Source organism: Bacillus salipaludis (genome assembly GCF_004358205.1).
Genome location: NZ_SMYO01000004.1, coordinates 221531 through 244772, shown reverse-complemented (window position 1 = coordinate 244772; position 23242 = coordinate 221531). Strand labels below are relative to the sequence as shown.

18 protein-coding genes and 1 pseudogene are annotated in these 23242 nt (G+C 40.1%); 3 read left to right on the top strand and 16 right to left on the bottom strand.

Features of this window, described 5'->3' with window-relative positions:
• Window positions 1–78: 78 nt before the first annotated feature.
• The 5 genes from uvrA to copZ all read right to left on the bottom strand — a co-directional run bounded on the left by uvrA (window position 79) and on the right by copZ (window position 8383).
• Window positions 79–2955, bottom strand: a complete 2877-nt coding sequence (gene uvrA / locus E2K98_RS09235; protein WP_133333963.1) for an excinuclease ABC subunit UvrA — start codon at window positions 2953–2955, stop codon at window positions 79–81.
• 7 nt (window positions 2956–2962) lie between these two features.
• Complete coding sequence (uvrB, locus tag E2K98_RS09230) at window positions 2963–4942, bottom strand: excinuclease ABC subunit UvrB (protein ID WP_133333962.1); 1980 nt, start codon at window positions 4940–4942, stop codon at window positions 2963–2965.
• 358 nt (window positions 4943–5300) lie between these two features.
• Window positions 5301–5534: a CsbA family protein gene (locus E2K98_RS09225; protein ID WP_133333961.1), complete on the bottom strand. Its 234-nt coding sequence runs from the start codon at window positions 5532–5534 to the stop codon at window positions 5301–5303.
• Between the two features lie 145 nt (window positions 5535–5679).
• Complete coding sequence (locus E2K98_RS09220) at window positions 5680–8091, bottom strand: heavy metal translocating P-type ATPase (RefSeq protein WP_133333960.1); 2412 nt, start codon at window positions 8089–8091, stop codon at window positions 5680–5682.
• Between the two features lie 85 nt (window positions 8092–8176).
• Window positions 8177–8383: a copper chaperone CopZ gene (gene copZ / locus E2K98_RS09215; protein WP_133333959.1), complete on the bottom strand. Its 207-nt coding sequence runs from the start codon at window positions 8381–8383 to the stop codon at window positions 8177–8179.
• A 293-nt stretch (window positions 8384–8676) separates the two neighbouring features.
• On the opposite strand from copZ, the gene E2K98_RS09210 reads away from it, so the two are divergent.
• Window positions 8677–9741, top strand: a complete 1065-nt coding sequence (locus tag E2K98_RS09210; RefSeq protein ID WP_133333958.1) for a YncE family protein — start codon at window positions 8677–8679, stop codon at window positions 9739–9741.
• Between the two features lie 65 nt (window positions 9742–9806).
• Here E2K98_RS09210 and E2K98_RS09205 read toward each other — a convergent pair whose 3' ends face one another.
• Window positions 9807–11192 (bottom strand): 4Fe-4S binding protein, encoded by a 1386-nt coding sequence (locus E2K98_RS09205; RefSeq protein WP_235824771.1) that lies wholly within the window; start codon window positions 11190–11192, stop codon window positions 9807–9809.
• Window positions 11176–11628: a hypothetical protein gene (locus tag E2K98_RS09200; protein ID WP_165976229.1), complete on the bottom strand. Its 453-nt coding sequence runs from the start codon at window positions 11626–11628 to the stop codon at window positions 11176–11178. The genes E2K98_RS09205 and E2K98_RS09200 overlap by 17 nt, the downstream gene beginning before the upstream one ends.
• 227 nt (window positions 11629–11855) lie before the next feature.
• On the opposite strand from E2K98_RS09200, the gene E2K98_RS09195 reads away from it, so the two are divergent.
• Complete coding sequence (locus E2K98_RS09195; RefSeq protein ID WP_133333956.1) at window positions 11856–12560, top strand: response regulator transcription factor; 705 nt, start codon at window positions 11856–11858, stop codon at window positions 12558–12560.
• A gap of 9 nt (window positions 12561–12569) precedes the next feature.
• Window positions 12570–13934 carry a sensor histidine kinase gene (locus E2K98_RS09190; protein ID WP_133333955.1) on the top strand — a complete coding sequence of 455 codons (1365 nt, stop codon included), beginning with the start codon at window positions 12570–12572 and terminating at the stop codon, window positions 13932–13934.
• A gap of 46 nt (window positions 13935–13980) precedes the next feature.
• Here the strand turns inward: E2K98_RS09190 and E2K98_RS09185 are convergent, their stop codons facing one another.
• The 9 genes and pseudogenes from E2K98_RS09185 to E2K98_RS09145 all read right to left on the bottom strand — a co-directional run bounded on the left by E2K98_RS09185 (window position 13981) and on the right by E2K98_RS09145 (window position 23014).
• Window positions 13981–14904: a cation diffusion facilitator family transporter gene (locus E2K98_RS09185; protein WP_133333954.1), complete on the bottom strand. Its 924-nt coding sequence runs from the start codon at window positions 14902–14904 to the stop codon at window positions 13981–13983.
• Between the two features lie 167 nt (window positions 14905–15071).
• A pseudogene (locus tag E2K98_RS31635) lies at window positions 15072–15292 on the bottom strand (transcriptional regulator); the annotation flags it as partial.
• Window positions 15293–15442: 150 nt separating this feature from the next.
• Window positions 15443–16639, bottom strand: a complete 1197-nt coding sequence (locus E2K98_RS09175) for a PDZ domain-containing protein (protein WP_133333953.1) — start codon at window positions 16637–16639, stop codon at window positions 15443–15445.
• A gap of 260 nt (window positions 16640–16899) precedes the next feature.
• Window positions 16900–18339 (bottom strand): S41 family peptidase, encoded by a 1440-nt coding sequence (locus E2K98_RS09170; protein ID WP_133333952.1) that lies wholly within the window; start codon window positions 18337–18339, stop codon window positions 16900–16902.
• 155 nt (window positions 18340–18494) lie between these two features.
• Window positions 18495–19778 (bottom strand): murein hydrolase activator EnvC family protein, encoded by a 1284-nt coding sequence (locus E2K98_RS09165; RefSeq protein WP_133333951.1) that lies wholly within the window; start codon window positions 19776–19778, stop codon window positions 18495–18497.
• A 91-nt stretch (window positions 19779–19869) separates the two neighbouring features.
• A complete protein-coding gene (gene ftsX / locus E2K98_RS09160; RefSeq protein ID WP_133333950.1) occupies window positions 19870–20763 on the bottom strand; it encodes a permease-like cell division protein FtsX in 894 nt (297 codons plus the stop codon).
• Window positions 20753–21439: a cell division ATP-binding protein FtsE gene (gene ftsE / locus E2K98_RS09155; protein ID WP_133333949.1), complete on the bottom strand. Its 687-nt coding sequence runs from the start codon at window positions 21437–21439 to the stop codon at window positions 20753–20755. The genes ftsX and ftsE overlap by 11 nt, the downstream gene beginning before the upstream one ends.
• A gap of 293 nt (window positions 21440–21732) precedes the next feature.
• Complete coding sequence (gene cccB / locus E2K98_RS09150; RefSeq protein WP_133333948.1) at window positions 21733–22095, bottom strand: cytochrome c551; 363 nt, start codon at window positions 22093–22095, stop codon at window positions 21733–21735.
• Between the two features lie 52 nt (window positions 22096–22147).
• Window positions 22148–23014 carry a YitT family protein gene (locus E2K98_RS09145; protein WP_133333947.1) on the bottom strand — a complete coding sequence of 289 codons (867 nt, stop codon included), beginning with the start codon at window positions 23012–23014 and terminating at the stop codon, window positions 22148–22150.
• Window positions 23015–23242 lie beyond the last annotated feature (228 nt).

Sequence of the window (23242 nt, the reverse complement as noted above, 5' to 3'; positions counted from 1 at the left end):
TGTACTACTTTATTAATACGAATTGAGTGGAATTAAAGTTTCAGTTTTCCCCATGCAAAAAAGCTAGAGCACCTGGCCTTAGCTTTTTGCAATCATTTCTTTTTCATCAATTTGCTTTTTCATCCGCACGCGATCACGTTCAAGAATTGGTTTTAAATATTTTCCTGTATAGGACTCAGGAACCTCCGCGACCTTTTCCGGTGTACCGGTCGCCACAATAGTACCACCCTTATCGCCGCCCTCCGGACCTAGATCAATTAAATAATCCGCTGCTTTAATCACATCAAGATTATGCTCGATAACAAGAACGGTATCGCCATTCTCTACCAAGCGCTGAAGCACAACAAGCAACCTAGAAATATCATCCACATGCAATCCGGTTGTCGGCTCATCCAAAATGTAGAAGGATTTTCCAGTTGAACGTCGATGGAGCTCCGATGCCAATTTCACCCGTTGCGCTTCCCCTCCAGATAACGTGGTTGCCGGCTGCCCTAATTTGATGTAGCCAAGCCCCACATCCAAAATCGTTTGCAGCTTGCGGCTGATTTTTGGAATGTTCTCGAAAAATTGAACAGCCGCCTCTACCGTCATATCTAATATATCGGCAATGTTCTTTCCTTTGTACTTTACCTCAAGTGTTTCGCGGTTATAGCGTTTCCCGTGGCACACTTCACAAGGGACATACACATCAGGCAAAAAGTGCATTTCAATTTTGATAATCCCGTCACCACGGCAGGCCTCACAGCGGCCGCCTTTAACATTAAAGCTGAAACGGCCTTTTTTATAACCGCGAACCTTTGCCTCATTCGTTGTCGCAAAAACATCGCGAACATCATCGAACACACCTGTGTATGTCGCTGGGTTCGAACGCGGAGTTCTGCCGATTGGCGATTGGTCAATATCTATGACCTTTTCTAAATAGTCAATCCCCTTAATGCTCTTATGCTCACCCGGCTTCGTTTTGGCATGATGCAGCTTTTGTGCCAGTGACTTATGAAGGATTTCATTAATCAACGTACTTTTCCCTGACCCAGAGACACCGGTAACGGCAATAAACATTCCAAGTGGGATTTTCACATTGACATTTTTTAAATTGTTCTCCGAGGCTCCTTTAATTTCAACAAAACGGCCGTCAGATTTTCTGCGTTCAAGTGGGAGTGGGATAAATTTCTTTCCTGATAAATACTGGCCGGTTAAAGAATTAGGATCGGCCATCACTTCTTCAGGTGTACCAGCAGAAATCACTTCCCCGCCATGCACCCCTGCACCAGGTCCGATATCAATTAAGTAATCCGCCGCAAGCATTGTGTCCTCATCATGTTCGACGACAATCAAGGTATTCCCGATATCGCGCATGTTTTGCAAGGTTCCAATTAAACGGTCATTATCCCGTTGGTGCAGTCCAATGGAAGGTTCATCAAGAATATATAATACCCCTGTTAACCGTGATCCAATCTGGGTGGCTAAGCGAATCCGCTGGGCCTCACCGCCGGAAAGAGTTCCCGCTGTACGGCTAAGGTTCAAATAATCAAGACCGACATTAATCAGAAATCCTAAGCGCTCACTAATCTCACGAAAAATTAACCTAGCAATTTGCATCTCTTTTTCAGATAGATTCAATTCGGAGAAAAATTGATGCGCTTCTTCAATAGAAAGGTCCGTAATCTGGGAAATATGCCTGCCAGAGATTAAGACAGCCAAACTTTCTGGTTTTAAACGATACCCCTTACAAGCCGGGCATGGCTGCTGTCCCATGTATTTTTCCATCTGTTCACGAATATAATCGGAACTTGTTTCTTTATAACGGCGCTCAACGTTCCTGAGTACTCCTTCAAATTCAATATGACCTTCACGGATTTGTCCGAAATCATTTTCATAGCGAAAATATATTTTTTCACGGTCAGATCCATATAAAATTTTATCCATTTGGTGTTTTGGAATATCTATAACTGGAATATTCATGTCGATACCATAATGATCACAGACTGCCTCAAGCAGCTGCGGATAGTATTGCGAACTGGTTGGCTCCCACGGGGCAATTGCATGCTGTTTTAGCGTTAAATCCTTATTTGGAATCACAAGGTCAACATCGACCTCAAGCTTCGAGCCAAGCCCGTCACACTGAGGGCAGGCACCAAACGGGCTATTAAAAGAAAACATTCGCGGCTCTAATTCCCCAATGGAAAAACCACAGTGCGGACAGGCATGGTTTTCACTGAATAGTAGTTCTTCCTCCCCAATAACGTCGACGATGACTTTTCCAGCTCCGAGTCCTAAGGCCGTTTCAAGGGAATCAGCCACCCTTGAAGAAACCCCTTCTTTTACGACAATCCGGTCAACAACTACTTCGATGGAATGCTTTTTATTTTTTTCCAGCTCAATTTCATCACTGAGATCGAGCATTTCACCATCGACCCGGACACGTACAAAGCCTTGCTTTTTAATATCCTCGAACACCTTTACATGTGCTCCCTTACGGCCAGATACAATTGGGGCAAGGATTTGCATTTTCGTGCGTTCCGGATACTCCAGAATTCGGTCTACCATTTGCTCAATCGTTTGTGACGAAATCTCAATTCCGTGAATCGGACAAGTGGGATGCCCAACTCTAGCAAACAGCAGTCGTAAGTAATCATAAATCTCGGTTACTGTTCCTACTGTTGACCGCGGATTTCGGCTTGTTGTTTTTTGATCAATCGAGATTGCCGGAGATAATCCCTCAATCGCGTCGACATCCGGCTTATCCATCTGTCCAAGGAATTGCCGGGCGTAGGCGGAAAGGGATTCAACATAACGGCGCTGACCTTCTGCGTAAATGGTATCAAAGGCAAGCGAGGACTTTCCTGACCCGGAAAGTCCCGTTACGACCACTAGTTTATCTCTCGGAATTGTAACATCTATATTTTTAAGATTGTGAGCCCTTGCTCCTTTTACAATAATGTTTTCCATTGCCATGATTAAGTTATCCTTCCGCTTTCAATTCTAAAATTAAATCACGAAGCTCGGCGGCACGCTCGAAATTAAGCGCCTTGGCGGCTTCCTTCATTTCTTTTTCCATATCGGCAATTAAGCGTTCTTTTTCTTTCTTGGACAGCTTGCCAAGTGCTGCTGCCGGTTTGTAGTCTTCCTGCTCCTCAGCCGCATGCGTTGCACGAATAACATCGCGAATATCCTTCTGTATCGTTTTTGGTGTTATCCCGTGCTTTTGGTTATATTCCTCCTGGATCTCGCGACGGCGCTTCGTTTCACTAATCGCCATTTCCATTGAATTAGTCATCCGATCAGCATACATGATTACCTGTCCGTTTGCATTCCGGGCCGCACGTCCAATCGTTTGGATTAAAGAGCGTTCCGAACGGAGGAACCCTTCTTTATCCGCATCTAAAATAGCTACAAGCGAAACCTCCGGTATATCGAGACCTTCCCTGAGCAGGTTAATTCCAACGAGGACATCATATTTACCAAGACGCAGCTCGCGAATTATTTCAATCCGCTCAAGCGTTTTGACTTCTGAATGAAGGTATTGGACTTTAATGCCGATTTCTTTTAAGTAATCGGTTAGGTCCTCTGACATTTTTTTCGTTAATGTTGTAATCAGCACACGTTCATTACGCTTCACTCGATCCTGGATTTCACCAATTAAATCATCAATCTGTCCTTCAATTGGACGAACTTCAATTGGCGGATCTAACAAGCCGGTTGGACGAATAATTTGTTCAACCATTTCCGGTGTATGCTCTAGCTCGAAGGGACCAGGGGTGGCGGACACAAAAATAATATTGTGAATATGTTTTTCAAATTCATCAAACGTAAGCGGCCGGTTGTCTAATGCGGAAGGCAGGCGGAATCCGTGTTCAACAAGCACTTCTTTCCGAGCTTTATCCCCATTAAACATTCCTCTGACCTGTGGCAATGTCACGTGTGATTCATCAATAACCATTAAAAAATCCTCTGGAAAATAGTCTAATAGGGTATAAGGTGTCGAACCTGGCGGCCGTAATGTTAGATGGCGCGAGTAGTTCTCAATACCTGAACAAAAGCCCATTTCCCTCATCATTTCCAGGTCGTAGCGTGTCCGCTGTTCGATTCGCTGAGCCTCAAGCAATTTATCATTTTCCCGAAGGACCTTTAGGCGTTCTTCGAGTTCTTTTTCAATGTTTTCAATGGCAATGCGCATCTTTTCTTCTCTCGTAACGAAGTGGGAGGCAGGGAAAATAGCTACATGGTCCCGCTCTCCAATAATTTCTCCTGTCAAGGCATCTACTTCACGAATCCGGTCGATTTCATCGCCGAAAAATTCAACACGCATACAGTGCTCATCCCGTGAAACCGGGAAGATCTCGACCACATCACCGCGGACACGGAATGTTCCCCGTTTGAAATCGATGTCGTTTCGTTCATATTGGATATCGACGAGACGATGGAGCAGCTGATTGCGTTCAATTTCCATCCCTGTTCGGAGTGAAAGTACCATTTCACGATATTCCTCTGGCGAACCGAGACCATAAATACACGAAACACTGGCAATGATGATGACATCATTCCGCTCAAAAAGCGAAGAGGTTGCTGAGTGCCGCAATTTATCAATTTCATCGTTGATGCTTGCATCTTTTTCAATAAATGTATCAGTCTGTGGAACATAGGCTTCCGGCTGATAGTAATCATAGTAGCTGACAAAGTACTCCACAGCATTGTTTGGGAAGAATTCCTTAAACTCACTGTACAGCTGGCCGGCCAAGGTTTTATTGTGAGCAATCACAAGGGTTGGCTTATTTACCGCTTTAATGACATTGGAAATCGTAAATGTTTTACCCGTCCCAGTTGCTCCTAAAAGGGTTTGATAACGTTTATTTTCATGGATTCCTTGCACTAATTGACGGATAGCTTCAGGTTGGTCGCCCTGCGGCGAATATTTAGATACTAATTCAAATTGGTCCTTCACAAAATTTCCCCCTAAATACAATAGGTTCGATTCATTACTTTTCTGCCTTTTTAAGAAAGTCTCGGACCGGTTGCGGCTGAAAAGTGATTCTTTCCATAATATATATTACCATGTTACCACAAAACACCAAAAACAAACCAATAATATGCGAACGAATATTCGTTTTTTTGAAATAAGTGCTGTTTTCCTACCTATATTACACTCAAATTAAAATTAAATAGAATACCGTCGTAAAATTACTAGTCTTTCTGAAACTAAATGTTTTTCCGCGAATTGACCAGGTTTATCCGCGAATCCAATATCCTGTCTATTAATTATAAAAAACAAAAAGCCTGCCAAATCCTGATTTGGCAGACTTCTAGCTTTTTTTTATGATTCTCGGCTTCATTTTTGCAGCCAGCCAAAAACCGGCCGTCAATGATAGAGCATCGATGATAATAAGCGGTAAAGTATGGGTATAACCTTTATAAGCAGAAGCAGCAATAAGTGCGACGGTTAATGCAAGTCCTATAATCCGATTGTAAGTGACCCGTGTAAAAAACAAAACGAGTAAGCCCGGCAAAATAAGCGCCGACAAAAATTTAATCACCAATGGGTACACCTCATTCATTCATTTCTGTTAATTAATTCTAAAAATTTATTCACAAAATTGCAACAGAAAAATGAAATTAGCTATTGAAATTCCGTATTTCCTATAAGGATTTCACCATAAAAAGGAGTGGATCATATCCACACCTTTACAATTTAACCTTTTGCAACCGTAATGCATTCAAAACAACTGAAACGGAACTGAATGCCATTGCTGCCCCTGCAAGCCAAGGTGCAAGGAACCCAAGCGCAGCAACCGGAATACCAAGTGTGTTATAGGCAAGCGCCCAAAAAAGGTTCTGTTTAATATTACGAATCGTCTTTTTACTCATAAAAATGGCATCAGCAATACTATTTAAATCCCCGCGAATTAGTGTAATATCAGCTGCCTCCATCGCCACATCCGTACCAGTCCCAATCGCCATACCGATATCGGCAATAGCAAGGGCCGGTGCATCATTGATTCCATCTCCAACCATGGCAACCTTTTTACCTTGTGCCTGAAGCTTCTTGATTTCATCCGCCTTCCCTTCAGGAAGTACCTCAGCAATTACCTGGTCTACTCCAACCTGAACTGCAATGGCATTTGCTGTTTGCTGATTATCCCCTGTAATCATGATTACTTCAATTCCCATATTTCTTAGGCGGCTGATCGCTGTTTGGGATGTTTCTTTTATCGTATCCGCCACGGCCACTATTCCTGCAAAATGACCATTTATTGCTGTAAGCATCGCGGTTTTTCCAGCCCTTTCTAATACATCCATCTGATCAAGAGCATTTTCCGCAGATACATTAAACTGTTTCATTAACTTTCTTGTTCCCACCAGCAGCTCTTTTCCTTCGACAATTGCCTTTATACCAAATCCAGGAATCGCTTCAAACTCCGTTACATCCTTTAAAGCAATTCCTTTATCTTTAATCCCTTGAACAATCGCTTGAGCAAGTGGGTGTTCGGATTGTTTCTCAGCTGATCCCACAAGTGATAAAAATTCTTCTGATTTAGAGTTGTTTGTGAAAACATCGGTTAAAACCGGTGTACCATTTGTAACTGTGCCAGTTTTATCGAGAACAACAGTAGAAATTTTATGCGTCATTTCCAAGTGTTCCCCGCCTTTAAACAGAATTCCATATTCTGCTGCTCGCCCTGAACCAGCCATAATCGAAGTTGGTGTTGCCAATCCCAATGCACACGGGCAGGCAATTACGAGAACCGCAATCAACTTCTCCAACGCCTCTGCAAAATCCCCGGGTGTTACGAAAAAATACCAAACAACAAAGGCTAGGACGGCAAGTGCCACAACAATAGGGACAAATATGCCGGAAATTTTATCAGCTAGACGTTGGATCGGCGCTTTTGATCCCTGGGCTTCTTCCACAACTTTAATGATCTGTGCCAAAGCTGTATCCCTGCCAACTTTTGTTGCTTCCACTTTGAGAAATCCATTTTTATTGATGGTAGCTCCAATTACCTCATCACCAGGACTTTTATCAACAGGAACGCTTTCACCTGTTAACATCGACTCATCAATAGCCGAACGGCCCTCTATTATCTTTCCATCGACTGGAATCTTCTCACCGGGTTTAATATGAAGGATATCCCCAACGATTACTTCCTCAATCGGGACCTCCTGTTCAATTCCTGCTCTCTCAACCATTGCTGTCTTCGCTTGAAGACCCATCAATTTCTTAATCGCTTCAGATGAACGACCCTTTGCTTTCGCCTCAAACAGCTTTCCAAGAATGATCAATGTAATCAGGATTGAACTTGTTTCATAATAAAGCTCCACTGAATTTCCGTGACTTCCAATAGAGACAATAGATAGATATAAACTATAAAAATAAGCAGCGGAAGTTCCCAGTGAAACGAGAACATCCATATTGGCACCCTTATTTTTTAAAGCTTTATAGGCACCAACATAAAACTGTTTCCCAATCATGAACTGAACCGGAGTGGCCAAAGCTAATTGAACCCACGGATTCATAAACATATCCGGAACCCATATGAATGAAGTGAAACTGAAATGACCTACCATTGCCCATAAAAGCGGGATTGAAAGGATGCTCGAAAAAAGAAACTTCCCTGTTTGTTTTTCAATTTCCTTTTGGCGATAGTCAATCGTATCTTTTACATCTTCCTTGATATGAGCACCATAACCGAGGGTTTCCACCTTTTGAATGATTTCACCTGTTGAGAGAACCCCACTATTGTACTCCACTGTCGCTTTTTCTAAGGCTAAATTCACATTTGCCCTTACAACACCCTCTAATTTAGTAAGGCCTTTTTCGATTCGGGCCGCACAAGCGGCACATGTCATTCCAGTGATATCAAATTCAGTTTTTTCATTGACAACCTCGTATCCTAAATCCTTAATCTTTTTTTCTATTTCTTCGACCTTGATTTTTTCGGGATCATATTTAACATTAGATTTTTCCAAGGCCAGATTCACATTTGCAGTTTCAACGCCTTCTAATTTATTAAGACCTTTTTCAATTCTAATGGCACATGCAGCACAGGTCATTCCAGAAATCTGTAAATTAGTCTCTTTTATATTTTGACTCATAAAAGCCAGCTCCTTATACCCTATATAGGTATATATTTTTGTGAAAAGGAACGTGCTAGGAGCTAGCACGTCTTTTTCACACTCTTTATTTCACATCATAACCTTGGTCATCAATGGTTTCCTTTATTTTATCCAATGAAATTTCATTTGGATTAAACTCTACATCCACTTTTGCTGCCTTCAAATCGACCTTAACGGAACAGACACCGTTAAGTGCACCGACGCTTCCTTCTACTGCTTTTACACAATGACCGCAAGACATTCCTATAACATTTAATGATACCTTTTCCATTATGTTCATTCCCTTCGGATATTGTTAATTAATTTTTTTCTTATTTTTAACAATACTATACCCCCCTACCCTATGTAAAGCCCGATTTATAATTTGTTTATATTTTTTTAACAGTATTACTTAAAAATAACTTTATCAGATAACTATCAAGAAATAATGCATTTTTGATTTTGTCATAAATTCGCCAAAACTCCCGTGTATTTATAGCTGATTGTAACATTTTTATCAAAATCCATACTTTCTGCAAATTTAAACATTATCATGGTATTGAAATTGCAAAGGAGGAAAAATCAATGAAAAAATATTTAGCTTTATTTTTTACCAGCATGTTAATTTTGTCCCTATTCCTTGCAGGGTGTGGAAATACAACCAATAAGGAAAATGGAAAAACGGAAAAAACTCAGGTATCAATAACAAATCAGGAAGCTCGATTCCTCTTTACAGCAAATGAAGGTGGAAGTATTTCAAAAATAAGCCTGAATGAGCAAAAGGTTATTTCAACCTTTAAGTTTGATGGAGCCGTTCATAATATTCAGGTGTCACCTAATGGAAAAGTGGTAGCTGCTACGGTTGTTCCGGAAATGATGAATGGGCATGGCCATGACAATTCTATGGATATGACAGGAAAAGCAATATTCTTTGATCCAATTCAAGATAAAATTATGAAAGAAGTAAAAGTAGGCAACCACCCTGCGCATATCGTCTTTACGGAAAATGGGAAGTACGTCTTGGTTACAAACAATGAGGATAATACTGTTTCCGTGATTGATGCTAAAAATTATGCGATAGTTAAAACCATTCCGACCGGAAAGGGCCCGCACGGTTTTAGAATATCCAAGGATAGCCAGTTCGCCTATGTGGCAAATATGGGGGAGGACACAGTGAGTGTTCTAAACCTTCAAACCCTGAAGGAGGACAAAAAAATTAAAGTTGGAGAAACCCCCGTCACGACGGGAATTACAACGGATGGTAAGACATTAGTTGTTACATTAAATAAAGAAAATGCCTTAGCCATTGTAGATTTAGCTTCAGGAAAAGTAGATAAGGTCAAAGTTGGAAATGGACCTGCACAGGTTTATATTGGGCCGGGAAATCAATTTGCTTACGTCGCTAATCAAGGAACAGCGGATTCCCCTTCACATTCTATAACTAAGGTAGTTTTAAAATCAAAACATGTGGCTGCAACGATTGAAACGGGCAAAGGCTCACATGGGGTAGTAACAAGTCCAGACAATAAATTAACGTATGTAACCAATATGTTTGAAAACACCGTGAATGTTATCGATAACTCCCAAAATAAGGTGGTCAAGACGATAAACGTTGGAAAAACACCTAACGGAATTAGTATCATGCCGTGATTCCCACCGCATACATCAATTTAAAAACCTTAGCCCATTGATCATGGGCTAAGGTTTTTAGTGTTTTAGACCCTGTGCATCATTGGGAGTGAGAACAAATAAATATTTGCTACTGCAAGTATTACCATTAAAGTATAATACGGCATCAATGCTTTAAAAGATCCTTTGTTGCCAATTCGATAAGCTGTATAAATGGAACCAATCATTCCAATCACGATAATAATATACTGCAGCATTTGAACAGATGAGGCAGGAGCAAATGCTAAATCCGCTCTTGTTACATTCAACCCAAATAATGCTGCGGTGTTATACCAGATTGCTTTTCCCTCCGTAATGATATGGAAAAGGTTATGTGCGAGGTGACCTGCTAAATCTAATGGAATAATCGCATAACCGAATCGAATAAAGTTTTTCTTTACTTTTTCTGCCGAACCACCGGTTACGGTTGCAATTTTTGCTGTTCCTAATAATAGTGCTACTGGGATGGCCATTGAAATAATAAAGGCAACCGTAAAGTTTACATTATAATTATCTGTCCCGGTTATGGAACCAATTGCATTTAAAATATCCTGCCAGATGGATACCATAGTGATGTTTTGAACAAACACAATTCCCATAATAACGGCTGCCAAGAAGGTGTGCTCAATCATCGGTTTTTTGATTCCCCATAATTCCGATGTAGGTACCCTTGGAGAAATCCGAATCGAGTCTTTCGGACAAGATTTCACACAGTTTCCGCAAAGGTTACAATCTGCCGATGAATCCATTGTCCTTACAAATTGAAACATTGGGCAGCCTTCTGCCTTATCGCTCCCTTTAAAACAGACCTGAGTTTTACACGTCTTACAGATCTCCGGAGTACCGCGAAGTTCTAATGAACCAGAACGTGAATAGTTACCAGATAATCCTCCAAGGAAACAAAGAGTCTTACAGAATGTTCTTCGTTCATAAAAAACGGATGTAGCAATTACCATTGTGACTAGTAATAGGAGTAAATAACCGGATCCTCTTGGGGATTCAACAATTCCCCAAATATGATCGCTATAGGTAATTCCGATAAAAAAAAGGTCAATCATCCAAAGCCCATATTTTCTTAAAAATTTCGGCATCGGCCGATTACTGCCAATCGTTTTTCGAACAATATCACTCAATTTGCCAAATGGACAAATCGCACACCAAAACCTTCCAATGACGAGGAAAAAGATTGGGATTAGCGGCCACCATAAAACCCAGGTTAACGAAGTTCCGACATTTCGTGTTGGGTCAACGGTTCCGGCAACTAATTCATAAACAATAACGGAAAAAACGATGAGGACGATCCATTGAAAAATGCCTGGATACCATCGGCTCTGAATAAATTTTTTTATAATCGGTATGGATAATAGATTATAAGGCTGCTTTTCTTCCATCCGTTTTTCCTCATTAGTTAATTGATTACTTGGAATTGCCATTGGAACCATCCTTTCTTCTAAACCACTTATTCCATATTCCAATCACAATAAACGAAAGATTAACTGCACCATAAGTATCCAACACCATTAAATTAGCTGGTTTTTCAATTACCGTTCCATGGGAGTGTCCACTGCCCTCCATGTCCATTCCTTCCATATCATGATTTTCAGTGTTGTATTCCCCGCTCATATCCATTCCTTCCATATCATGACTGTCCGTGGTGTGTTCCCCGCTCATGTCCATTCCTTCCATATCATGGCTGTCAGCGGTGTGTTCCCCGCTCACGTCCATTCCTTCTATGTTGTGCTCGGAAAGTTCGTTTCCGTTAAGGCTTGATGTTGATGGCATCTTTTGATTCCCTTCATCTGCCATAGCCATTCTTCCACCGGAAAATACAATAACCAGAATAATCATAAACATCCATTTAGCCTTCAAAACTATTCACCTCATTCCCATAAAGTATAAAATAAGAGTATTAATTAACATGGTTTCACTTTAATGGAAAAGTGTGCAGAAACTATGGTTTTTCCTTGGACAAAGTTTGTCATTTATGAAAGCCGAGCCAATTGACACAAAATCGAAATAATAAAACACTTAATCTGCAAGGTTTCTTCATATTTTTCTTTTATAATGATCGTAACTTAGGGTAAGGTGGGAGAGTTTTGAAGACAATTTTACTAGTGGATGACGAAACCCGTATGCTCGACCTTTTATGTCTATATTTAACACCTTATGATTATAGATGTTTGAAGGCTGAATCAGGGAAAGATGCTTTAAGGCACCTGAAGAAGGAAAATATCGACATCGTACTCCTTGATGTGATGATGCCTGAAATGGATGGGTGGATGACCTGCCGAAAAATCAGGGAATTTTCAGATATTCCCATTATCATGTTAACGGCTAGAAGTGAAACAAGCGATGTAATCAAAGGATTAAAACATGGCTCCGATGATTATGTAACGAAACCCTTTCACGAAGCTGAACTAATGGCCAGGATTGAAGCATTATTAAGAAGGGCAAGTCATTCAAAGGATCATCAACATATGCTTATTTTCAACGAATTAGAATGGAATGAAGAAACTGTGGAGTTAAAATTTCAAAATCAACATATTCCCCTTACACCAAAGGAATTTGCATTAATGGGATTGTTTTTAAAAAATCCTAAGAAAGTGTACTCCCGAGATCATTTAGTTACAGCCATTTGGGGCCTAAATTCAAATATCGATGACCGAACGGTCGATTCTCATATTCGGAATTTAAGAGAAAAATTAAGAAATGCAGGATTTCCAATAGATAACCATCTTTATACCGTTTGGGGAATAGGATATAAATGGGTAAAAGAGGGCTCTGAATTAAAATCAAAATAGGTGGCAGGTATGAAGATTTCAATTAAATTAGGCATGTGGTTTTTTTTCTGTATTTTGGTGATTGAAATTTTTTCGATGTTTTTTTTACATAATAATTTAGTACATTCGCAGGTTCATCAGGAGCTTGGTTCGCTTCAAGCAAGGGGAAATAGTCATCGATCTGTCTTGGAAATCAATTCAGATTCAGCCACACTTCATCACATTGGTTTAATGGAATCCCATACAGATACTGAAGTTGTTATCACGAACACAACCGGTGATGTCTTACTTTCCTCTAGTAAACTCAACCAAAGCATGAGGACTATCTTAAATAAACCGATTGATAATCTCCCAAGAAATGGACGGGTGCTGCAATCGGATTGGCAAAAGGAACAATATATTGCAACCGTTACCGCATTTAATAAGGGCGGAGAAAAAGCGGGATATGTATATATGTTCAAGAACACAGATGAGGTTCAGAAGTTAATTTCTCAATTAAATAAACATTTCCTTTTAGCATCTGTTTTAATTCTACTCTTCATGATTATTACGATTTTCTTTTTATCAAAGGCATTAACAAAGCCTCTGATCTCGATGAAAGAAGCAACAAAAAAATTAAGCAAAGGGGATTTTTCCGTTACACTTCCACCGCCCTCCCGAGATGAACTCGGAGAATTAGCACAATCCATACAGACTCTTGCAAATGACTTAAATTATTTAAAACAAGAGCGAAATGAATTTTTGGCAAGTATCTCTCATGAACTTCGGACACCATTAACCTATATCAAAGGATATGCAGATATTGCAAAAAGAAAGGAACTCGCTGAATCAGACCGTGATAAATACCTCGATATTATCCAAGAAGAAGCGGATCATGTCAGCCGATTACTTAAAGAATTATTTGACTTGGCAAAATTGGACCAAAATACTTTTTCTATTTCTAAACAAAAAGTGAATCTCAGTGATTTTTTACAATCTATCCTCGAAAAGGTTTTGCCGGCCTTTAATGAAAAAAAAATACTATTCAAATTAGAATGCTCAAGAAATTTAACTTTTGATCTGGATCCGATTCGTTTCGAGCAAGTTCTCTTAAACCTTTTAGATAACAACCTTAAATATTCAAAAGAAAATACATGTGTGCATATAAAAGTTTTTGAAGGAAACGAAGCCATTCATATGGTAATCACTGACCAAGGTATAGGCATTCCAGAGAAAGATCTTCCGCATATTTTTGACCGTTTATACAGAGTGGACAAATCTCGTTCAAGAGCAACTGGTGGGTTTGGATTAGGTCTTGCAATTGTAAAGGAGTTAGTTGAAGCCCATGGCGGGGAAATTTCTGCTGAAAGCGAGGCTGGAAAAGGAACTTGTTTTAAAATCTTTTTAAATAAATAAGTCAGCAAAAAAACAACGATACATTCGTTGTTTTTTTGCTGAGCTGTTAAATGGTATCAACCGGGGCTTGGGCACAGTCAAATGTCCCTTTTTCAATTTGAATGGTCGTATGTTCAATTCCAAAATGATCATGCAGCTCTTTCGTTAACTGTTGAAGTAATTGATCATTATCCGTAATTTCGGAACGCACAAGGTGAACCGTTAAAGCCGGCTCAGTCGTACTCATTCCCCAAACATGCAAATCATGAACCTCTATAACCGTAGGTAAGTTTTTTAAATAAGATCTTATCTTATCTACATCAATTCCATTTGGAACAGCATCAAGAGATAAATTTAATGATTCACTCAATAAGCCCCATGTACCAAGGAAAATGACGATCGCAATAATTAGGCTTACAAGGGGATCAATCCACTGCCAACCAGACCAAAGCATAATGAAACCTGATATGACAACACCCAGTGACACCACCGCATCCGCCATCATGTGTAAATAGGCCCCACGAATATTTAAATCGTTTTTCCTTCCAGACATAAATAATAATGCGGTAACTGTATTTATCACAATACCTATAAGAGCAACAATGATCACGGTCTTACCCGCAACAGGAGCGGGAGAAGAAAATCGTTGAATCGCTTCCCAAGCAATCGCACCAATTGCTACAAGTAAGAATACTGCATTAAACAGAGCAGCAAGAATGGAGCTTTTTTTAAATCCATACGTTCGCTTAGCTGTAGGTGCTTTCTTCCCCAGCCAAACAGCAATCCAGGCAATGACAAGTCCGAGTACATCACTTAAATTGTGTCCTGCATCCGCAAGTAATGCTAGAGAGTCGCTTAGTATCCCATAAATGACCTCAATCAAAATAAAAATTACATTTAAGGTAATCCCAAAGCCAAAAGCAAAACCATAATTGGCCGGTTGGTGATGGTGGTGTCCATGATCATGTCCATGGTGATGGTGATGTCCCAATTTATTCCCCCCTAAGAGCTCTCATTTACAGTATGAAGTAAAGGGCTCTTTTGTTATCTATCCCAATGAAGAAGTTTGTATCCTTTGCTAAAACGAAAATTCCGATTAAGTTATTTTTTCTCAACTTCCTATTTCAATTCATTGACTAGGGGGCTGGGACTTATACCCGCAGTCGCGGTGGTTGCTCCGACAATATTCGCCACACATTACAAACACAAAGTTCTTCCTCCAGGGTCAGGGCATAAGCAATTTTCATTCTTGTTTCATCGGCTAACGCTTTAAAGATTTTCGCTACGTCTGCGATATTTCGATTTTGAAGATGTTGTTGAACACGTGTAGTTTTATCGGAATCAACACAGGTTATTTCACAAACATCCTGTTCTTTTATGCCTTCACCCTCTTTTATTCAAATATTCGTTTGATTATTTGATATTCAAACCACTGTTTGAATGTCAATCTTTTTCTTGGATGTTAGTACCTTAAAAACTTGGACCAATTGCTGGGACACAAAAAAAAAGAACCATTTCAGGTTCTTTTTTTAGCTGATTTTCTCATCATCAAACTTCCGTTCATCCTGAACAAAAAGGATGCCCAATTCGTGATGATCGCCTTCGTATAAGGCTCTCTGGACAAAACGAATCTCTCCATTCGTATCGAGAACCTCGAGTTTACAATGAGCGCGGTTTTTTTGCAGCGCTTCATAAAAGGTTTTTTCGTTATAAGTTACAACACTATTGACCTTTGTTACAAGTTCTCCAACCTTCAATTCCATTTTACTAGCTGGGGAATCCGGAATAATTCCAAGAATCATCAAACCATTGTTCTTTTTTGAAAAATAAAATGGCAGACTATCATCCTTCAATTTTTGGATTAATGCTAATGACTCACGGGCAATCACTGCAAACGCAGCTACAATAATCGATAGAAGCGGATACCACCATCCGACAATGGAAAGAATCGCGATTATCGAGCCAAGTACAATTACACGTCGTCCATAAAGCTGAATGGCTGCTTTTGGAAGCATCCCTTGGATTTGCTGTTGAAAACCGATCGCAAAGGGAACAAGTATGAGCGAGTACTTTTCAGCACCAACATGAAAAACAGGCCACCAATCGAACGGGAGGCTAAGTGCATCCCCCGGTACGAGGAGAAATAACGGTAAAAACCATAATCGTTTTACCTCATGGGCCCCAACACTCTGACCCCGTTTACTTTTTACCAGTTTGGGAGAGGTCCCTTTACTGCCGTTCTTTGTAATCATGACTCCCTCGGCAATAAATAAAAGGGCCAATACGACCACTACTGACGGATATACCTTTTGGTCAAGCGAATGAAACGTTTCTGAAAAAAGGGGTATTGACCATTTATTTTCTGTCATGATGATTAAGGTAAAAAATGCCGCACCAACTGTGTAAACGGGTGACATCAACCGAATATTGGCAGTAAAACTCCACAATAACGTAAAGACAGCAGTAAGAACGATTGCCGCAAACGGAACAACAATGCCCGCCAAAATGGAAACAATCGAAAGTGAAAGACCAACCATGATCCCCAGAGGAAATAGCTGCCGAAGCTCAAAATAAGCATCATGCGCCCGAACATGGAAATTTTTCCGTTCCCGCTTTACTCTCATTACCCCTAAAATTGCTGATAAGAATAGAAGATAATAAAAAATGGGATGTAGAAATAACTTGCCAATTCCTTTTAGCAGTTCTACCAACCATATTTGCGCCAATTTTTTGCCACCTGCCTTTATAAATAAATCTCTCAATCTATTCTGCAAAATCTCTTAAAGTCTATTTTATCAAATTGCCGCTATAAAACCTATTGCTAGTTTCTTGAAATTGGACAAGAAATACAATTCTACCCCATTAGTAAATATTTTATCCCTTTCGGTTCTTACTATTTCCGCGGAAATTCCCTAGGATTCTCCAAAAGTTAATAAAATTGTCAAAAAATGAAAATAAAGAAACAACGACCGAGGTCATTGTTTCTTTATTTGGCAGCCATCCTTAAAGCAATTTGAAGCTGCAGATCATTTTTCTCTTTTTTCATTTCCTTTATGGCTGATTCTTCAAGCTTTGCTGCTGTGATGGAATCGATTTTCCCTGTTGGCTGTAACCCATTATATTGTTGAAATCCTTTTACTGCAGCTGTGGTTTCAGCACTAAAATATCCATCTGTACGTCCAGGGGAAAATCCCAGTCCGGTTAATATTTCTTGAGCATTCTTTACTTGTTCATTATTCATATCCTGCTCGAGCGGGTCGGTAACCTGAATCGGATGGGTATGGAATATTTCCGGCTGTTTAATCTCCACATCCGGCTTAATTCCTTTTTTATGAATCCAATTTCCATCCGGAGTCAGCCACTTAAATAGGGTTAATTTTATATTACTGCCATCTCCCATTGAAACGGGCTGTTGAACCGTTCCTTTTCCAAATGTAGTTTCACCTACCAGTTGATACCCATCTGCCTCTTTCAAAGCCCCAGCCAAAATTTCGGATGCAGATGCGCTGCCTTTATCAACAAGAACAACAACCGGATATTCCTTTTTCTCTTTTAAAGAAGAGAAAAATCGTTCTCTATCGCCATTTCTCTTTTCAATTTGAACCATCGGCTTATCTTTTGGAACAAATTCCTTTAAAATATTTTCAACACTGTTTAGATATCCGCCTGGGTTTCCGCGAACATCAATAATTAGTCCTTTCACACGCTTGTTTTCAAGTGTGCTCAATTCCTTTTTAAAATCCGCCGCCGTATTTTCAGAGAAAGAAGTTACCTGAAGGTAGCCAATCTTTTTCCCGTTCTGTTCCTTTGTAGATGAATGTACGGTTTCAAGTGGAATTTCATCCCTCATGACTTCAATTGTAATCGGGTCTTTAAGAGACGGTCTGGCAATTTCTAATTTTACAGTCGTTCCTTTTTTGCCGCGGATTTTTAAGGTAGCTTTATTTAAGTCAAGCCCTTGCACACTCTTTCCGTCCACCTTCAAAATTTGATCATGCGGTTTTAATCCGGCTTTTTCAGCAGGAGAGCCTTTGAATGGGGAAACAATCACGATTTTCCCTTCCTCCATTCCAACCTCCGCACCAATGCCTTCAAAAGAGGAGTCCAATGTTTGAGTAAATTGCTTAGCGGTTTCTTTGTCCATATAAACCGAATATGGATCATTTAATGTAGAAAGCATCCCTTGAATGGCTCCTTCAACCAGTTTATTGCGATCCACCTTTTCGACATATCGATTTAAAATTAAATCGTAGGCCTGGTCTACTTTTTCTAGATTTTCTGTATCATTTGCCAGTGATGCATGATCCTTGTTATCAAGGATGGAATTCTCATTTGGCTTTTCTACCCATTGCATTGCAGCGTAGGTCCCTCCTGCCCCTGTTAAAAGCGATCCCGTCATCATTAGGGCAATCCATTTTCGATTCAAGCTCTCGTCCCCTCCTTTGGCGAAAACTGCCTGTCCATTTACATTTTAAAAGGCGTCACATTTCAGCCTAATTATTAACTTATATGATTCAAAGGGACAAGATATGATTTTAGATAACAAGAAACAAAAAAATGGAAGAAGCTTAGCTTCTTCCATTAAAGTGGCACGATTCCCACAGGATTGATGGCGTTATGACGATCCGGCACCCATTGCCCTCTATGAAGTTCAAAATGCAAGTGCTGACCTGTAGAATCACCGGTACTTCCCATGATTCCAATTTGCTGGCCCTTCTTCACGACAGCACCTGTCTCTGCTAAACGAGCTTCCATATGGGCATAAACTGTGGTATAAACTTGTCCATTTATTGAATGCGAAATGAAAATACAGTTTCCATAACTGTTAGAATAATAGGAACGAATTACGACTCCATCTGCCGCGGCTAGAATCGGTACATTCGATGCATGATTGGCAATATCGACTCCGTAGTGGAATTCACCTGGGCGGAATCCAGGGCGAGTCCCAAATCCAGAGCTTATGATACCAGAAGCAGGTCTCGTGAAGGTGCCGCCCGAGATTGCCGGTGCTTTACCAGAAGCCCCACCGCCACTAGGCTGTGCAGGCGTTTTTGCAGCTTTTGCTGCCGCCGCTGCTGCTGCTTGACGATCCTTTTCCAATTGAATAGCTTTTTGAACCGCTGCCTCCTGCCCGGCAAGGATTTGCTCTTCCTCTTCTAATGCTAGTTTTCCATCATGAACTTCTTTTTCTTTCCGAACGAGTTTTGAAAGCAATTTATCTTTTGCAGCCCGCTGCGTACTCAATTGCTTATTCATTTGTTCTAATTCGCTCTTCATCTCTTGGAGATTGGCCAAATCTTCTTCTACCTTCATCCGTTTTTCTTCCAGTTCTTTTTTATCCATATCCGCCTGTTTTAATAATTCCTGATCGGCTTCCATAATGGTTGCTACTGCATTGGCTCGGTCAATGAAATCGCTGAAGCTTTTTGCACCCATCAGCACATCAATATAATTGATCATCCCGCCCGTTTCTTGATAATTACGTGCACGCTCTTTTAATAAATTATTGCGTTTTTCCATCCGGTCCACAATGACTTGAATTTCTCCCTGAAGCTGATTGATTTTGCCTTGAGTCTCGCCAATTTTAGCCGTCTTATCGCGAATCTTTGCATTGGTATCTCCAATGGCAAAATCGAGGCGTTTCATCTCAGACTTTACATTTGCCTGCTGACCCTGTAGATCATTGATTGTTGTATTGGCATCATTTATGTCGGACTTTAAATTTGAACGTTTATTGTGAATTTCATTTTGTTTATCTTTTAAATTTGAAATGGAGGCCGCTTCTGTTACAAGGGAACTTCCTGTAAATAAACTGCCTATTCCCATCGAAGCAGCGACCGTAATTGCAACAACTGATTTTTTCATTGTCCTATCCTCTCCTTTCCCTTGCAATCTATGTAAATCTTTTTTTAATAAAGGAAGGAAGGGTGCAGTAAAGAACCCTTCCTCAAAAAGTCTAAACCTTCAAGAATTTTCTTACAGACATAACGCTTCCCCAAATACCAATTAACGCACCCATGAGTATCAGCATGCCGGATACTTGGTAGACAAATGGTTTGTAAGGGAGAATTTGCATAAAATTACCGGCAAGTTTTGGAGCCAGATAATCATATGCGTTATAGTAGGCAATCGAAATCAAGATGATAGGCAAAATAGAGCCTAATACTCCCAGCCATAGGCCTTCCAAGAAAAATGGCCAGCGAATAAAATTATTGGTTGCTCCTACTAGTCTCATAATCTTGATTTCTCTTCTTCTCGCAATAATGGTAATTTTTATTGTATTTGAAATTAAGAAGATGGCTGTAAAAAATAGACCAATAATTAAGACGACACCGACGTTTCGGCTTGCCTTAATAAATTTAAATAACTTTTCCACACTGCCCTGACCATATTTTACTTTTGCAACAAAATTAAACTTTTCTATTTTCTTTGCAACCATCATCGTATCAGTTGGATTTTTCGTTTTTACAATAAATACATCGTTAAGCGGATTATCCTGTTCAAAAAGCTTAAATGCCTTTCCTTCCTCACCAAGACCCTTAATTAAGTCCTTTAATTCTTCTTTTTTTGATGAGAATTTCACACTTTTTACTTCAGGAATACCCTCAAGCTCGCTCTGTAATTTTTGCGTATCGGCTTTATTTGCGGCAACATCGATGTGAACGCGGATTTGAACGTCTTCTTCAATCGTTTGGGCCACTTTATTGAGATTCATCATAATCACAAAAAAGACACCAACTAAAATGAGAGTAACAGTAACGGCACTTACGGATGCAAATGTCATCCATCCATTCCTGCCAATACTTTTTATACTTTCGCGGGCATGGCGGCCAATGGTTCTAATTTTCATAACCATATTCCCCCTTCTGCTCATCACGAACAATTTTTCCACCTTCAATGGCGATTACGCGATGTTGGATTGTATTAACAATTTCTTTATTGTGGGTCGCCATTACAACGGTTGTTCCGCGGTTATTAATTTCTTCAAATATTTTCATAATTTCCCATGATGTATCCGGGTCCAAGTTACCAGTTGGCTCGTCGGCAATCACAACCTTCGGTGAATTTACAATGGAACGAGCGATTGACACACGCTGCTGTTCCCCACCTGAAAGTTCTGTCGGAAGCATTCTTGCCTTATGCTTTAAATTAACGAGGTCGAGAACCTCCATGACCCGCTTTTTAATAAACTTAGGCTGTGCCTCAATCACCTCGAGCGCAAAGGCAATATTTTCATAGACAGTCAAGGTTGGCAGAAGCTTATAGTCTTGGAAGACAACACCAAGATTTCTGCGAAAAATCGGAACCTTTCTCATCTTTAATTTTGCTAAATTGACACCATTCATCGTGATCGTTCCGGAAGTAGGAACCTCTTCACGGTACATCATTTTAATAAAAGTGGATTTTCCAGCGCCGCTGGGGCCTACCACATAGACAAATTCACCTTGATTAATTCGAACATCGATCCCATTAATAGCGGATACACCATTTGGGTATTTCTTGTATACTTCTTGCAATTCTATCATTTAATCACCTGTAGGAAAGTTATTGTGAATGAAGTAAATTCGACAATAATCTTTTATTTTTTGCAAAAGGCCGCAAAATACTTTACGAAACGTGCAAAATTTCGCATAGCCTTATTATAACATCATCAAACACTATTAAAAGCGATAAATATATTACAGTTTCTTTTCAAAGAATACAAGTGTAGACGTATTTTCCGCTATTTCTACAGTTACCTCAGTAACAAACTTCGACATTTTTCTGTTTTTTATGCACAAAAAAAACGCTCTGTTAGGACAGAACGTTTTTTGTACATTTACTTTCTAGAGGCAAGCCATGTTGCTACTTTGTCTGCATCATCGCCGGAAATTAAGCCAGCAGGCATTCCACCGGATTTACCGTTTTTAAGAATGTCCAAAATTTGATCTTTGGAGTACTTTGAGCCAATTTTTGTTAAGTCTGGACCTACAGCACCCTTAAGGTTTTCACCATGACAGCTTGAGCATTTTTGAGCCGTGATTTTCTCAGCTGCTGCGGCAACATCATTTCCTCCGCCGCTTGTGTCTGTAGTTTTGGTCGTTGTGTCTTTGTCTTTAGATGTGTCCGATCCGCCGCCGCATGCAGCAAGTCCCATTACTAGGGAAGTTCCCAATAATAATGTAAGTAGCTTTTTCTTCACTGCTACTCCCCCCTTCAGAAAATTTTACCATTACTTAACAAGTATACCAATTCTACGCACGTTTGAAACCCTCACCTAATACCTCCGCAGCATCCATAACCACGATAAATGCAGATGGATCAAGGGTTTTAACCAATTGTTTCAATTTTGTGAACTCCGTTTGGTCAACCACGCACATGAGAACTGGGCGTTCATGGTCAGTAAATCCACCATATGCTGATAGTTTTGTCACACCACGGTCAATTTTATTCAAAATTCCTGTGCGAACCTCTTCTTGTTTACTAGTAATGATCATGGCCATTTTTGAACGGCCAAAACCAACTTGAATTAAATCGATGGTCTTGCTGGTCACATATAAACCAATGAGGGCATAAAGCCCTTTTTCGATATCAAATACTATCGCAGCGGTAAGGACAATTAACCCGTCAATGAGTACGACACATGTCCCAAGGGTAAATCCAGTGTATTTATTAATAATTTGTGCTGCAAGGTCTGTTCCCCCTGTTGATGCTCTCCCTCTAAAAACAATGCCTAAGCCAAGCCCAACGCCAATACCGCCAAACAATGCTCCAAGTAGAGCGTCATGGGTCCAAGGCTCCATATTTTTTGTGAAATATACAACGAAGGGTAAAAAAATGGTACCGGCCAGTGTTTTTGCGCCAAACTGTTTTCCTAAAAAAATGACGCCGGCAATAAACAACGGGATATTGAATGCCCATTGAACATACGCTGGCTCCAATCCAAGAACAGTATGTAAAATCGTACTAATGCCGCTTACTCCGCCGGAAGCAATTTGGTTAGGCAGTAAAAAAACGTTAAAAGAAATTGCAATAATGGCTGATCCGATGAGGACAAAAACATAGTCAATGGCCACTTCGATTTTCGGATTCGTTTGTGTGAGTTCTAGAACTTTATTCATTTCGTATTCCCCTTGTGTTTATCAATTTCGAGTGTGAGTATAGCATGGGTATTTTTTGGTGTAAATAGCATTCAGTTGAAGCGATAAAGTGGAATAGGGGTATTAGTGATAAGACTTTTTCTTCTTTTAAATCATTTTGTCCTAAAAGGCCTATTTTATAGATGTTTTGCTGGTACGACTATTGGATTTCGTCCTTAAAATTGGGTTTTAGGACATTTCGCTATCGCT

What these genes read in the sequence shown, in the direction of transcription:
- ftsX (WP_133333950.1), bottom strand. Translation starts at nt 20,763, where the DNA reads ATGAAAATTAGAACCATTGGCCGCCATGCCCGCGAAAGTATAAAAAGT.
- E2K98_RS09210 (WP_133333958.1), top strand. Translation starts at nt 8,677, where the DNA reads ATGAAAAAATATTTAGCTTTATTTTTTACCAGCATGTTAATTTTGTCC.
- E2K98_RS09165 (WP_133333951.1), bottom strand. Translation starts at nt 19,778, where the DNA reads ATGAAAAAATCAGTTGTTGCAATTACGGTCGCTGCTTCGATGGGAATA.
- uvrA (WP_133333963.1), bottom strand. Translation starts at nt 2,955, where the DNA reads ATGGCAATGGAAAACATTATTGTAAAAGGAGCAAGGGCTCACAATCTT.
- E2K98_RS09190 (WP_133333955.1), top strand. Translation starts at nt 12,570, where the DNA reads ATGAAGATTTCAATTAAATTAGGCATGTGGTTTTTTTTCTGTATTTTG.
- E2K98_RS09220 (WP_133333960.1), bottom strand. Translation starts at nt 8,091, where the DNA reads ATGAGTCAAAATATAAAAGAGACTAATTTACAGATTTCTGGAATGACC.
- copZ (WP_133333959.1), bottom strand. Translation starts at nt 8,383, where the DNA reads ATGGAAAAGGTATCATTAAATGTTATAGGAATGTCTTGCGGTCATTGT.
- ftsE (WP_133333949.1), bottom strand. Translation starts at nt 21,439, where the DNA reads ATGATAGAATTGCAAGAAGTATACAAGAAATACCCAAATGGTGTATCC.
- E2K98_RS09145 (WP_133333947.1), bottom strand. Translation starts at nt 23,014, where the DNA reads ATGAATAAAGTTCTAGAACTCACACAAACGAATCCGAAAATCGAAGTG.
- E2K98_RS09205 (WP_235824771.1), bottom strand. Translation starts at nt 11,192, where the DNA reads ATGGCAATTCCAAGTAATCAATTAACTAATGAGGAAAAACGGATGGAA.